General features: G+C 43.8%; 10 protein-coding genes. 4 read left to right on the top strand and 6 right to left on the bottom strand.

All coding sequences use genetic code 11. The features are described from left to right. Positions 1 to 270: 270 nt before the first annotated feature. The 5 genes from parE to nudF all read right to left on the bottom strand — a co-directional run bounded on the left by parE (position 271) and on the right by nudF (position 4,777). Positions 271 to 2,166 carry a DNA topoisomerase IV subunit B gene (gene parE, locus ALT761_RS03005; protein WP_129736386.1) on the bottom strand — a complete coding sequence of 632 codons (1,896 nt, stop codon included), beginning with the start codon at positions 2,164 to 2,166 and terminating at the stop codon, positions 271 to 273. A 214-nt stretch (positions 2,167 to 2,380) separates the two neighbouring features. After that, a complete protein-coding gene (locus ALT761_RS03000; RefSeq protein ID WP_129736383.1) occupies positions 2,381 to 2,965 on the bottom strand; it encodes a YqiA/YcfP family alpha/beta fold hydrolase in 585 nt (194 codons plus the stop codon). Next, a complete protein-coding gene (locus ALT761_RS02995) occupies positions 2,962 to 3,717 on the bottom strand; it encodes a metallophosphoesterase (protein ID WP_129736380.1) in 756 nt (251 codons plus the stop codon). Before ALT761_RS02995 ends, ALT761_RS03000 begins: the two co-directional genes overlap by 4 nt. Next, complete coding sequence (locus ALT761_RS02990; RefSeq protein ID WP_013785495.1) at positions 3,714 to 4,109, bottom strand: DUF1249 domain-containing protein; 396 nt, start codon at positions 4,107 to 4,109, stop codon at positions 3,714 to 3,716. The genes ALT761_RS02995 and ALT761_RS02990 overlap by 4 nt, the downstream gene beginning before the upstream one ends. Before the next feature lie 41 nt (positions 4,110 to 4,150). Further along, positions 4,151 to 4,777: an ADP-ribose diphosphatase gene (gene nudF, locus ALT761_RS02985; protein ID WP_129736377.1), complete on the bottom strand. Its 627-nt coding sequence runs from the start codon at positions 4,775 to 4,777 to the stop codon at positions 4,151 to 4,153. Positions 4,778 to 5,068: 291 nt separating this feature from the next. Here nudF and tolC point away from each other — a divergent pair, with 291 nt between their 5' ends. Beyond that, positions 5,069 to 6,436 carry an outer membrane channel protein TolC gene (gene tolC / locus ALT761_RS02980; protein WP_129736374.1) on the top strand — a complete coding sequence of 456 codons (1,368 nt, stop codon included), beginning with the start codon at positions 5,069 to 5,071 and terminating at the stop codon, positions 6,434 to 6,436. A gap of 267 nt (positions 6,437 to 6,703) precedes the next feature. After that, on the top strand, positions 6,704 to 7,549 hold the full coding sequence (locus tag ALT761_RS02975; protein ID WP_129736371.1) for an ion transporter: 846 nt from the start codon (positions 6,704 to 6,706) through the stop codon (positions 7,547 to 7,549). A gap of 137 nt (positions 7,550 to 7,686) precedes the next feature. Here ALT761_RS02975 and prsT read toward each other — a convergent pair whose 3' ends face one another. Continuing rightward, a complete protein-coding gene (prsT, locus tag ALT761_RS02970) occupies positions 7,687 to 10,464 on the bottom strand; it encodes an XrtA/PEP-CTERM system TPR-repeat protein PrsT (protein WP_129736368.1) in 2,778 nt (925 codons plus the stop codon). Positions 10,465 to 10,680: 216 nt separating this feature from the next. Between prsT and ALT761_RS02965 the strand changes: the two genes are divergently transcribed. Then, positions 10,681 to 12,447, top strand: a complete 1,767-nt coding sequence (locus tag ALT761_RS02965; RefSeq protein ID WP_129736365.1) for a DEAD/DEAH box helicase — start codon at positions 10,681 to 10,683, stop codon at positions 12,445 to 12,447. A gap of 125 nt (positions 12,448 to 12,572) precedes the next feature. After that, the gene (gene cysG, locus ALT761_RS02960; RefSeq protein ID WP_129736362.1) at positions 12,573 to 13,958 is read left to right on the top strand and encodes a siroheme synthase CysG; all 1,386 of its coding nucleotides are present in this window, start codon (positions 12,573 to 12,575) and stop codon (positions 13,956 to 13,958) included. Positions 13,959 to 14,003 lie beyond the last annotated feature (45 nt).

Below are 14,003 nucleotides of genomic sequence, written 5' to 3'. Positions count from 1 at the left end.
TGTTGATGCTGAAAAACAACGAAAAAATTAGGGTAACTCACTGGTATTAGATGACTAATTTATCAGTATTTATCTATAAGCTAAAATACGGGTTCGCGACTGGCAATAATATCAGTAAAGTAGGTTTATAGGCGATGATTACATGCCTTTATTGAATGACGACATGATTTGATAGGTAATTCGATAAGTAAATTGAAAAGCAAACTAGGCAGTGTATTAAACAGGGTGTTAGCCATATCGATACCGATATGGCTAACAGGCGAGCAGAGGTTAAACTCCGACTTCCGCCATATTTCCTTTGCTTTCAAGCCATACTTTTCTGTCGCCAGAACGTTTTTTGGCTAACAGCATGTCCATCAACTCCAGCATTTCTGCCGAGTCTTCTATAGTGAGTTGAACTAACCGACGGGTATTGGGATCCATGGTAGTTTCACGAAGCTGCAACGGGTTCATTTCACCTAGCCCCTTAAAGCGCTGAACGTTTACTTTACCGCGTTTTTTCTCGGCTTCTATACGATCCAATATGCCTTTTTTCTCGCCTTCATCCAGCGCATAGAAAACTTCTTTGCCCACATCGATACGAAATAAAGGTGGCATGGCCACATAAACATGGCCTTGGTCTACTAGCGTTCTAAAGTGCTTCACAAACAATGCACATAGCAAGGTAGCTATGTGTAATCCGTCAGAGTCGGCATCAGCCAATATACAAATTTTACCGTACCGTAAGCCTGACAAATCAGTAGAATCTGGGTCGATACCTAACGCTACTGATATATCGTGAATTTCTTGTGATGCTAATACCTGAGAAGAGTCTACTTCCCAGCTATTTAGGATTTTACCGCGAAGCGGCATAATCGCTTGAAATTCTCGGTCTCTAGCTTGCTTAGCAGAACCACCTGCCGAATCCCCTTCCACTAAAAAAAGCTCAGAGTAGGAAATGTCTTGAGACGAACAATCGGTTAATTTACCTGGCAGTGCTGGCCCTTGGGTGACCTTTTTACGCGCCACTTTTTTGTTTTGACGTAAACGGCGCTGTGCATTGTTGATACACATATCTGCCAAGGCTTCGGCCACTTCGGTATGTTGGTTTAACCACAAGCTAAACGCGTCTTTTACCACGCCAGAGACAAAAGCAGAGGCTTGGCGTGACGACAAGCGCTCTTTGGTTTGCCCTGCAAATTGTGGGTCTTGCATTTTGGTGGACAAAATATAAGCACATCGGTCCCAGATATCATCCGGTGACAGCTTCACCCCACGAGGCATTAAGTTTCTAAATTCACAAAACTCACGCATAGACTCTAACAAGCCTTGGCGCATACCATTTACATGGGTACCGCCTTGGGCAGTAGGGATAAGGTTAACATAACTTTCTGTGGTTAATTCACCGCCTTCAGGTAGCCACATTACCGCCCAATCAGCGCCTTCGGTGTTACCTTTGAAGCTACCTACAAAAGGTACATCGGTAGGAAGTGTTTCGTATTCTTGCACCGCTTGATATAAGTAATCCTGCAAACCATCTTCGTAGTACCATTCTTGTGAATCTTTGGCGATTTTATTGTCAAAACGAATACGTAAGCCTGGGCTTAGTACGGCTTTTGCACGAAGATTATGAATAAGCCGGCTGGCTGAGAATTTAGCTGAATCGAAGTATTGCGGGTCGGGCCAAAAATGTACCCGTGTACCAGTATTGCGTTTACCGCACGTATCTATTACCGCGAGTTCTTCAATTTTATCGCCATTGGCAAAGGCAATTTGATACACGTTACTGTCGCGTCGAATAGTCACTTCTACCCGTGTAGAGAGAGCGTTTACCACTGAAATGCCCACCCCGTGCAATCCCCCAGAAAACGCATAGTTTTTGTTGGAGAATTTTCCCCCAGCATGTAGCTTACTTAAAATAAGTTCTACACCAGAGATTTTCTCTTCCGGGTGGATATCCACCGGCATACCACGGCCATCATCAATGACTTCAAGAGATTGGTCTTCATGCAAGATAACTTTAATGTTGGATGCATGACCTGCTAAGGCTTCATCCACACTGTTATCGATAACCTCTTGGCCCAAATGGTTGGGACGAGTGGTATCGGTATACATGCCTGGGCGGCGCTTAACCGGGTCGAGACCGTTTAAGACTTCAATTGCATCAGAGTTATATTGATTTGACATAGTTATGGTTATTATTTAAGCCAGCAACAAGGGTTAACGTACGCAGAAGACAACTGCAACGCAAGATAATTTGATGTTACCAAGGCTTGCCTACCCTCGCAATGAAAAGGCGAAAGTCAGCAAGCTTGGTGGGTACGATATGAAGCTAATACTGCTAAAATAAATACTGCTAATAGCAACGCAACAACGAGAAGCACGACGTCGTTAACGGCTTCTAATCGTTAAGTAGAAAGTCTGCAATAGCGGGCAAGTGATTTTCAAAGCCAACAAAGCTGTGATCGCCGCCTTCTTCAACGACTAGCGTGCTCGACGCGTACTTGGTTTCTGCTAAACGATAATCTAAGGTTTCGTCCTCAGTTTGCAATAACACTTTATACGCAGGTGCATGCCGTAATTCTTTAGCGTCTAACTTTTCTATTACATTAATATCGCTTTCAACGATGTGGAACACTTCACCCGTGTACGGGTTGGTATGTTCACCAATAAAACCTTGCAGTAATTCATAAGGTTTTACCGCAGGGTTTATCAATACGGCTTTGCCCGAGAATTTTTCAATTAAAAACGTAGATAAATAACCGCCCATAGAACTGCCAATAACACGCAGCCCATCTTTAATTAACGCGGGGGTACTTTCTATCAATGCCAATAACTGGCTTTCTACTTGACTCGGGTAATTCGAAAGCGCGGGAATATGCAAGGTTACATCGGGATGATGCTGCTCAAAATACGCTTTGGTGGCCTGCGCTTTTACAGACTTTGGTGAGCTTAAAAAGCCATGAAGATATAACACGTGTTTCATATTGTTTTTATTCTCTTTATATCGCTGGTTAACGTTCCATCGTCGTGTAACCTAATGAGTTGATAACCGGGCTGTTCGTTGCTTAACGCAAATTCAGATGCCATTTCCCACTGCCAACAGCTCGCAGGGCAGCCCATCACTGGTACAGGATTATCTGTACCTAACGTGTAACGAAGGGGGGAGTGTACATGGCCATGAATGATCGCCGCTAATGCAATGCCCTCTTCTACCCAGTGTAAAAACGCATCGGCGTTAGACAAGTCGTGTTTATCCATCCAACTTTCTGATGGCGAGGCATGGTGATGCATAGCCAGTAAATGATGGCGATGAGAATTTTCAGTTACCTGCTTGCCTATAGCCTTGAGCTCTTGAGTATCTACCTGACCTCTCGCCCCTTCAAAACGGGTGTCTAGGCCGTGAATTTGCCAATCGCCTAATTCAACAGGCGTACCAGCAACAAGATGGTAAGCAGATAATGTATCAAAGTGAGGGTTATTATCATGATTGCCCGCAATCACATAAACTGGTGTATTCGCGTAGTTTTCCATCAAAGCAATAAAATGCTGATAGCTTTCGAAAGAATCATCGCCGCTAATATCACCGGTAACAATAACCGCGCTGATATTTTCGCCGTGCTTGAAAGCATCAATCAAAATTTGTTTTAAGCTGAGGTGAGGGTTAATTGCGCCGTAGCCTTGGCGAGTGGTATCACCAAATAAATGGCAATCACTAATATGCAGCAGGGTACTCACGCTAGCGAAGTTACCTTAGGACGCAATTTGCGGCAAAAATCTAACCACTCAGCAAGAAAGATATTCACCATTTGCTTTTCATTGCGTTGGCGCATTTTTAAATTAGGATATTCGTACGAGGGTTGTAGCGCGCCCGTATTCTGGCTATTTATGACTTCGGCCATTCGGGCATCGTGGTACAAACGCACCGTCATTGATGGCGTTAAATAACTGGGCATATCGTCGGACGTTTGTTTAAGGCTTAACGTACTCGTGTAACGTGCAGACTCAATAATCTTGATTTCGTACGTAAGCGCGTCGCCCACGGTAAATACGTAGTTAAGTTCCTCTGTATCACAATCTGGCAGAATACGAAGAATGTGCGCATAGTTTAGCTCGCACAATGCCTGCATTGTGGGTAGATGAGGGACGTATTTTCTGTGGGTACGTTGTGTCACGATATCTTCCATTGCTCCATTAGCGTGGATTTGTTCATAAAGAACCATTGTAGCGCAATTACTGCGGCAGCGTTGTCTATATGGCCGTTTTCCAGCCATTCAAGGGCTGTTGCTTCAGCCACTCTATGAACTTTAATATCTTCCGATTCGGTTTCTAATCCATGAATGCCATGGGCTTTTTCTGCATTGGTTTTTGCAATAAAGATGTGAATACGTTCGGTCGTCCCTCCAGGGCTAGATAAATAACTCATTGCTTTGGTGAGATTTTCAAGCTCAATACCAGCCTCTTCCATCGACTCTCTATGACATACGTCTACTTCGGTTTCCCCTTCGTCAATCATACCGGCGATAATTTCTATCAGCCAAGGGGTTGAAGATGTGGCCAACGCCCCTATTCTAAACTGCTCAATTAAAACGAATTCTTTTAAAACAGGGTCGTAAGGCAGTACGCCTACAGCATGTCCACGTTCAAATAGCTCTCGTTTCACTGTCCCGCTTTGGGAACCGTCGAAGCATTTGTGCGTAAACAGATATTCTTGCATGGTGAAAAAACCACGATAAACCGGTTTGACACTGGTAATTTCAACGTCGTTTGAGGTAAATGAAAGGATTTTCTTGCTCATTTGCAGACACTTTTGGTTCGAAACGATTTATCATGCATAGTACATAGACATACAACTTTTGTATACGCGCCCTAACCGCGGACGAAAGCATAAAAAGTAACACCGAATTTTCTAAGATAAATGTGTTTACTTGCCGATGAACGAGGTCGATCACATATTCTGTTACAGTTAAAACAACACTGTTACGACTGTACTGTTTCGGTTTGCGAATAAAATTTATACACTTCACATATTATTTATAATTATTAGCAGTCACTTAGACTCATCTAGACATAACAGGAAGACGTAAGCATGAATCGAAAACTTCTGTCGCTGGCAATCGGTTTCTCAGTAACAACCGGTGCCCTTGCCGATGATCTGACGCAAGTGTATCAACAAGCACTCGCCAATGACCCTTTGGTAAATCAAGCGAAAGCGCAGCGTGATGCTGCATTTGAAGGGATCAGCATTAGTCGTGCAAACCTTCTTCCTCAAATCTCTGGGTCTATGTCGTACACCACCTCTACCACAGAGAGTGCACAAACATTAGGTACTAACGCAGAAGATTTACAAGTAGTCACCTTTGAAACAGACAATGACAATATCGATTACGGTATTTCGTTGTCTATGTCGCTGTACGACCACGCAAACTGGGTTGGCTTAGATCGTGCCGAAAAAGTGGCAGAACAAAGCGATGCGCAATTAGCCGCTAGTATGCAAGACCTAATTGTACGAACAGTTACTGCTTATTTTGATGTATTGCGTGCACGTGATAGCGTTGAATTTGTTAATGCAGAAAAACGTGCCATTGAACGCCAGTTAGAACAAACCCGTCAGCGCTTTGAAGTTGGTCTAACTGCTATTACCGATGTTCACGAAGCACAAGCTAATTATGACAGCACAGTGGCCCAAGAGATTCAGGCTGAAAACCAGCTAGAATTTGCCCTTGAAGCGTTACGTGTGATCACCGGCAAATACCACGACCGTTTGTTTGGCTTAGATAAAGAAACCTTCTCTGCCACTATGCCAGTGCCTGCAAAAGTCGATAACTGGTTAGAAACAGCGCAAGATAAAAACTTAGCATTGTTGGTTGACCGTTTAGCGATGGATATTGCTAAAGAAGATATCGCGGCTGCTCGTTCAGGTCACTTACCGACCCTTGATTTATCGGCAAGCCTTGGCCGCTCGAAAAATGACGTAGACTCGCAAGTTATTCAGTACGAAACGCCTTACCTTGATAGCCAGTCAATTGGCCTGTCAGTGTCAGTACCGATTTACTCTGGCCACCGTGTAAGCTCGCAAACTGACCAAGCGAAATACCTTTACGTTTCTGCCAGCCAAGCGGCTGAACAAACGTACCGTGAAACGGTTCAGTCTATTCGCAGCTCGTTTAATAACGTAAAAGCGTCAATATCTACCATTCGCGCCCTTGAACAGTCTGTGGTTTCTGCAAACAGTGCGTTAAAAGCAACTGAAGCGGGATTTGATGTAGGAACGCGTACTATTGTGGATGTACTTGATAGCACCCGTAATTTGTTTGATGCACGCAATAACTTATCTGGCGCGCGCTACGACTTTATTCAGTCGGTTGTTACGCTGAAGCAAGCTGCTGGTACCTTAACCGGCGAAGATGTGGCTATTATCAACCGTGGCTTAAAGCCAATGGAAGACGCTGAATAATCATCGGCAATATAAATTGAATAATACCTGGCGATAAACCAGTGTCATAAAAAAAGGCGGCATTAGCCGCCTTCTTTGTAAATGATGTAATATTTAAAGATAATGTCAGGCACGTTAAGCCGGTAATATGCCGGTAATACAATTTTACTTGCAACAAGCACAATGCATCGTCCATGATGTTGCCCCTTTTTTACTATCCCTAAATAAGCCTATTTATCTTAAGTGATTGGCAGCGCTTATTTGTTTGTAATGTGAGCAAAGAAAAACATGCAAGCTTCTGAGTTACAAAGTCGATTTGAACGTATTCGCGCCAATAAATGGTTTGAAGCCTTCGTGGTTAGCGTTATCGTCATTTCAGCGTTATTAGTTGGCGCCAAAACCTATGAACTGCCTGCTGGGTTTGGCAGTGTTACCCTACTACTAGATTGGTTTATCAGCGCATTTTTCTTAACTGAAATTACTATTCGCTTTTTAGGTGAACGCCGAAAGCGAGACTTTTTCAAAAGTTTCTGGAATGTTTTCGATACCGTCATAGTTATTATCAGCCTTATACCCGCCGATGATACTGAACTTGCGTTGATAGCACGATTAGTTAGGGTATTTAGGGTATTGCGGATGATCTCTATCATTCCTGAACTTCGCATACTCTTAGTGTCACTGGTAAAAGCTTTGCCTCAACTGGGCTACGTAATGTTGCTCATGTTTATCATTTTCTACATATACGCCGCAGTTGGCAGCACGTTGTTTGGCGATATCAACCCAACGCTTTGGGGCGACATTACCATCTCATTGCTTACCCTATTTAGGGTGATGACATTTGAAGATTGGACCGATGTTATGTACGAAACCATGGAGGTTTATCCGCTTAGCTGGGTGTACTACTTAACCTTTATCTTCTTTACTGCATTCGCCTTTTTGAACATGGTGATTGGTATTGTGGTGAACGTGATGGAGCGTGAAAACGAAAAAGCCAGGGAAGAAAAAGAAGCGCTGCTAAGAGCGGAATTAGAAGCTGAAGGCCACAGCGAACCTACATTACAAGACGTAATGGCAGAGCTCACGGCGATTAAGGCCAAACTCGAAGAACCAAACTCAAAAAATAACGAACAGTAATAACGAACAGCCAATAAAAAAGCGCCAAGGGAAGATATCACCTAGGCGCTTTTTTCGTTTGTATTAACTTAGCTATCGGTTTAGTAACCTATTTAGCGGTCAGTTTGGCTACTAGCTTTTAAGGTGCCAAACACCCTTTATAATCCGTAGCGCGTTTTAAGCGTTTCTATACGCTCAAGTGATACTTCTTTTTCAAACTCTCTGCTTGCTAGGCGTCGCTTAGCTAACGCACTTTTATCCATCTGCAATAACAGCTCTACGTGATTAAGGTAAACCTCATCATTTAAAATAGGTCGAGTTGCAATATCTGAATACAGCTTAAGCGCAGCTTCTTTATCGCCTTTGGCAATCAGTATTTGCGCTAGCGTATCTACAGAGTCTGCATTTTCAGGTTGTAAAGATACGGCCTTTTTCGCCATGGTTTCCGCTTTATCTAGGTTTCCATTTTGAAAACTTAAAAACGCTAAGTTATTCAACACCACAAAATTATCAGGGATTTTAGTCAAAATAGTTTCATAGGTCGCTATAGCTGTTTGTTTATCGCTAGCAATTTGGCGTTCGGCTAATAGCATGGCACTGCGCACATCGCTTGGCGTGTTCTGCACATGCTTTTCAAGAAATGAAAAGGCTTCGGCTTGTTTACCTGTCATTTCAAGAATGGCAACCATTAGCAAGGCCATGTCCGAGTTTGGCGTAGCTTCATAAGCCACCTCTGCATGCTCCAATGCTTCTTCTGGTTGCTTATCGATAACATACAGTCTTGCAAGAATACCGCGAACGAATGGCAGTGCTTGCACCTCATCAGAGGTACTATTGATAATCTCCCATGCTGGTTTACTTTGCCCCATCATGGCGTGGAAATACGCTTTTAAAAGACTAATCTGGGCATCTGGACGTTTCGCTAATACTTTTTCAGTAAGCGCTAAACCGTCGCGGTAGTTATTCTGAGAATCAAGGATAAGCAGCATGCCCAATACCGCATTTTTATCTTGCGGATAAAATTCAATCCAACGTTCGAACAAGGCTTTGGCTTTTTCAACTTCGTTTTCACGAATTAGGCCCTGACCTTTTAAATTCCAAAACGCGATTGGGGTGCTTTCATCACCTTCAACAGAGGCTAACAAGCTATTATTCTTGGCTACTTCGCCCATTCGCGAATAAATACGCGCCAATAATAAACGCAAGTTTATATCGGCTGATTCTTTAGCAAGTTGCTTCTCTAAGTAATCAACCACTACTGCTTCATTTTTTTCTCGCGCTTCTAGGGCGTACCACATGGTCAACGCTTGCACGTCCGAAGGGTTATCTTTTATATGAGACTTCACAAGCGTAATAGCGTCAGCAAACTGCTTTTGCGCAATCAGTAACTTCACTTTGGCATAAGCCACTTCTTTATCGGCACCCTCTAACTTTTCAGCGCTATTTAATAAGTCAGTGGCGGTAGTAAAGTCTTCCTCAACAATAGCAATGCTAGCTAAGTACACCAAAGGCAGTGCATCACTTGCCGCTTGCTCACGCCATTCACTGGCAGCAACTTTGGCTTTTTCTAGCTCGCCAGTAGCGATGTATGCGCGCAGCAAAGTGTTTTGAGAGGCGGCAGATTCTGGCGCCCGCTGAACGGCTTCTTCAATGTTAACCAAACCGGCCACATCGTTTAACGAGAGTTGTAACACACCTAAACGAGCGAGATCTTCTGGTGAGGTATCCACTACCGCTTCGGTTTTTTCAACCATTTGTTTAGCACCAACCACGTTACCTTCACGAAGTAATTGATACCCCGCTTTTGAGAATAACGCTGCGTCTGTGGTCGCGTCGCCTTCTACTCGGTTTAATACAGCAAGGGCTTCGTCATTTTCGCCCAGTTGCAACATGCTGTCTGCCAGCATTCTTAAGCCTGGGTGATTTTCAGGTAACCGTGACGCCACCATAGTAAGATGTCGTTGGGCCGCTTCAAAATCTTGAATTTGATACGCGCTGAAACCGGCAACCAATCGCACCACTTGATCGTTACGACCGTTTTGTACTGCTGTTTCCAAATGCGCTAACGCTTTTGCATGATTACCATTCGCTGATTCAATTATGCCTTTAAACGTATTAAGCAATGGATGGGCTTCATTCAGCGTTAATAGTTCATCCACCACTGGCTCAGCACGTGCTAAATCGCGTTGCTCTATTAGCAAAGCAGCGTAGGCGAATTTACTGGTCACGTCTTTAGGGTAGGCTTTGGTGTAATCTTCGTAAACACCAATGGCTTCTGCTTGCTTTTGCTCTAACAAGTAAAGGCGGGCAAGCTGTAGTAAAACATCTTTGTTGCTTGGCGCTTGCTCTCGGAGTGCTTCTGTAGCAGTCAGTGCCTGTGTATAGTCTTCGGCAAGTACATATTGATAGCTTTCAATTAACCCCTTATATACAGACTGCGTATCGAGGGTTAGTAAATCATCTAGTAGCGCTTCAGCCTCTGCCAATTTCTCTAACTGTACTAAGGCTTGGAGCTTATAGAAACCGACTTCGGCAGATTCTACGGCGGTCATGCCCTCTGCACGATAATCCACTTCTCCTAACGCGTTTTCTGCTCCCGATTGTTGATAGGCAACTGAGAGTAAGGGAATCACTTCACTGGCCGGGTGTCCTAGCTCTAACGCTTTGTTTAATTCTTTTTCTGCTGAGACATAATTATCATTTTGAAGGTATAATTTACCTAACTCAAAACGAGGTACCGCTGCATTGGGGTCCATCTGAATGGCATTTTTATATTCAACAATTGCAGCAGCGTTATTTTGATTCTGAGCATAAGCGCGAGCGTCTTCTAGATGAGCGTCTATCGATTTATCACCGCATCCTGCTAAAAGGCTGCTCAAAAGAAGAACTGCGATAGAAGATCGCTTAAAAATCTGCTGTGGGTATTTCTTATTCATTGTCGTTCCTTTGCCCTACATCATTTGAATTTCGAGGTATACCCGAAGTTTACACTATCAATTGTGCATTTTTTCGTCATTATTGTGCAATTTCGTGGCAACCTGACCATTATTCGAATATAATAACGTTTTTTGCAATACCGCGAGCACACTCCGACGTTTGAAGGCGTCCTACAGTATGCCGCACCCTCCTTACTTAAAGCATCAGGACCCTTAATGACAACAACTGTCGACATGACATTTAAAGATCTAAAACTACCAGAACCTATCTTACAAGCCCTTGAAAAAGTTGGCTACGAGAAACCGTCACCTATTCAAGCCGAGAGTATTCCATTACTGCTTGAAGGTCACGACTTACTCGGTCAGGCCCAGACAGGGACAGGAAAAACCGCAGCGTTTGCCCTTCCAATGTTGGCAAATATCGATCCTGAGCAACGTAAGCCGCAATTACTGGTACTAGCACCTACTCGCGAATTAGCGATTCAGGTAGCAGAAGCGTTCCAAGTGTACGCTAGTTTCAGCCATAAAATTAAAGTACTGCCTGTTTACGGCGGTCAATCTTACGACAACCAAATTCGCCAGCTTAAGCGCGGCGTTCAAGTTGTGGTAGGTACACCAGGTCGTGTTATCGACCATATCAAACGTAAAACGTTGGATTTAAGTGAACTTAAATTCCTCGTACTTGATGAAGCCGACGAAATGCTACGCATGGGCTTTATTGATGACGTTGAGCTTATTTTGAGCCACGCGCCAGCTGAACGCCAAACGGCGTTGTTCTCGGCAACTATGCCTGGTCCAATTAAGAAAATTACTCAGCGTTACCTTAAAGATCCTAAGCACGTAAAAATTGCTTCTAAGGTAAGTACTGCAAGTACTATTCGTCAACGTTACTGCCAAGTAGCACCTCATCATAAGCTTGAGGCACTGACGCGAATCATGGAAGTAGAGCGTTTTGACGGCATGATTATTTTCGTGCGTACTAAAACAGCGACTGTTGAACTTGCTGATAAACTTTCTGCACGTGGATACGATGTTGAACCGCTAAATGGTGATATTCCTCAGAACGCTCGTGAGCGTACTGTTGATAAACTTAAGCAAGGTAACATTGATATCTTGGTAGCAACTGATGTTGTTGCACGTGGTCTTGATGTTGAACGTGTTAGCCACGTTATCAACTACGACGTACCTTACGATAGTGAATCTTATGTTCACCGTATTGGTCGTACAGGCCGTGCAGGTCGTACTGGTGATGCAATACTTTTCATCTCACATCGTGAAAAGCGTATGCTTTTCTCTATCGAGAAAACGACTAAGCAGCCAATTGAAGTAATGCCAATTCCTTCAATTAGTGAAATCAACGAAACCCGTTTAAGCCGTTTCAAGCAATCTGTTATTGAAGCTACGCAAGATGACAGCATTGAAACACTTATTCCATTAGTTGAGATGATTAAAGAAGAAGCTGAAGCTTCTCCTGAAGTGCTAATGGCAGCATTGCTTAAGATTGCACAAGGTGATGAGCCGCTTATCCTTAAAGAAAGCGACCGCCCTGATCTTCACAGCAAACCACCTCGTGACAGCCGTGAGCCTCGTGGCGACCGCAGAGATGGTGGACGTGACGGTCGTGAACGTAAGCCTAGAGCACCTCGCACTGGTCGTAAGCCAGAAGCAGGTATGCAACGCTTCCGTATTGACGTAGGTCATACTCACGGTGCTAAGCCGGGTAATATCGTTGGTGCTATCGCAAACGAAGGTAACATGGATTCTAAGCACATTGGTGCTATTGAAATTTATGATAACTTCAGTACTGTTGATTTGCCTGAAGGCATGCCAAAAGAGACTAAAGACAAGCTTCAAGGTACTCGCGTAGCGGGTCAACGTTTGTCTATTCGCGAATGGTCAGACACACCACCGGCAAAGCGTGAGCGAGGCGACAACCGTGGTGAAAACCGCAGCCGCGATAATCGCGCACGTCGCAAGTCGTAAGAACGAAAAACAAGAACATTTCGCCTTTATATAACATTAGTGAATATAAAGGCTGATTTCGTTGTTTATAAATAAAAAGAATTAGCGCAAAATAGCGTTAGTTCTTTTTTTTTATGTGCACCTCAATGGATTACTTTCCCCTATTTTTAGATGCTCGCTCTCTTCGCTGTTTAATTGTTGGCGCTGGAGAAGTCGCTGCCCGCAAACTTGAGCTCATCATGAAAACCCCTGCCCACATTACTGTGGTGGCGCCTTGGGCTTGCGAAACCGTAAAACGTTTGGCTAAAAACGAGAAAGTAACCCTTATTGAACGGGAGTTTATCGACAGCGATTTAACCGATAAAGACATGGTTTTTATCGCCACTGATAAATCTGAAACCAACCAAGCTATTCACGATTTAGCGCGCGAACAAAAAGTGCTCGTCAATGTGGTTGATAACACGCCACTTTGCCAATTCATCACCCCTTCTATTGTAGACCGTTCCCCTATTATTATTGCTATGAGCAGTGGCGGCGTAGCCCCGGTGTTATTGCGGTACTTGCGTCAAAAACTGGAAACCGTGCTGCCTGCTAATTTAAGTAAACTAGGTGCCTTCTCTGAAAAATTCAGAGAAAAAGTAAAGCAATCTTTAAATGGTGTTACTGCTAGGCGATATTTCTGGGAAGACGTGTTAGACGGCGATATAGCTGAAATGGTTGAAAAAGGCCAAGACAGTAAAGCCGATGCGGCGTTTGAGACTGCGCTAACGGCAGCGGCTGAAAATAACCAAGTTCAAGGTCAGGTTTATTTAGTTGGCGCAGGCCCTGGCGATCCTGATTTATTAACCTTTCGCGCATTGCGCCTAATGCAAAAAGCCGATGTGGTGGTTTACGATAGATTGGTGTCGCCACAGATTTTAGAACTCGTTCGCCGCGATGCTGAAAAGATTTACGTTGGTAAAGCGAAGAGCAATCATAGCTTGCCGCAAGATGACATAAACCAGTTGATGGTTGATGAAGCGAAAAAAGGCAATCGGGTTGTGCGCTTAAAAGGCGGAGACCCGTTTATTTTTGGCCGTGGCGGCGAAGAAATTCAAACGCTTATTCAACATGGAATAGAGTTTCAAGTTGTACCTGGCATTACCGCGGCTAATGGCGCATCAAGCTATGCAGGCATTCCTCTAACCCATAGAGATCATGCGCAATCAGTGGTGTTTGCTACAGGCCACTTAAAAGACGGTACGATTGATTTGAATTGGCAGTCGTTAGCACATAAAAACCAAACGATTGTATTTTATATGGGGTTAACGGGCTTACCCATTATCTGTGAAAAGTTAATCGAAAACGGTCTTACACCAGATACGCCAATTGCCCTTATTCAGTCGGCTACCACCGAAAACCAAGTAGTGGTGACAGGCACACTTAGCGATATTACGCAAAACCCTGCTACATCAGCATTAAAGCCACCAACGTTAATCATTGTGGGTACTGTGGTAAGTTTACATAAACAGCTGAATTGGTTCGGTGACTAGTTTGCGCTAGTAAGCAGGCGTGGTTTTAACTAATTTGTTGCAATT

It is taken from the genome of Alteromonas sp. 76-1 (assembly GCF_900654235.1).
GTDB lineage: Bacteria > Pseudomonadota > Gammaproteobacteria > Enterobacterales > Alteromonadaceae > Alteromonas > Alteromonas naphthalenivorans.
The sequence above is the reverse complement of the archived record's forward strand: the minus strand, read 5'-3'. Positions and strand labels throughout refer to the sequence as shown.

Coding starts and splice junctions, on each gene's coding strand:
- parE (WP_129736386.1), bottom strand. CDS start 2,166: ATGTCAAATCAATATAACTCTGATGCAATTGAAGTCTTAAACGGTCTC.
- ALT761_RS03000 (WP_129736383.1), bottom strand. CDS start 2,965: ATGAAACACGTGTTATATCTTCATGGCTTTTTAAGCTCACCAAAGTCT.
- ALT761_RS02990 (WP_013785495.1), bottom strand. CDS start 4,109: ATGCAGGCATTGTGCGAGCTAAACTATGCGCACATTCTTCGTATTCTG.
- nudF (WP_129736377.1), bottom strand. CDS start 4,777: ATGAGCAAGAAAATCCTTTCATTTACCTCAAACGACGTTGAAATTACC.
- tolC (WP_129736374.1), top strand. CDS start 5,069: ATGAATCGAAAACTTCTGTCGCTGGCAATCGGTTTCTCAGTAACAACC.
- ALT761_RS02975 (WP_129736371.1), top strand. CDS start 6,704: ATGCAAGCTTCTGAGTTACAAAGTCGATTTGAACGTATTCGCGCCAAT.
- prsT (WP_129736368.1), bottom strand. CDS start 10,464: ATGAATAAGAAATACCCACAGCAGATTTTTAAGCGATCTTCTATCGCA.
- ALT761_RS02965 (WP_129736365.1), top strand. CDS start 10,681: ATGACAACAACTGTCGACATGACATTTAAAGATCTAAAACTACCAGAA.
- cysG (WP_129736362.1), top strand. CDS start 12,573: ATGGATTACTTTCCCCTATTTTTAGATGCTCGCTCTCTTCGCTGTTTA.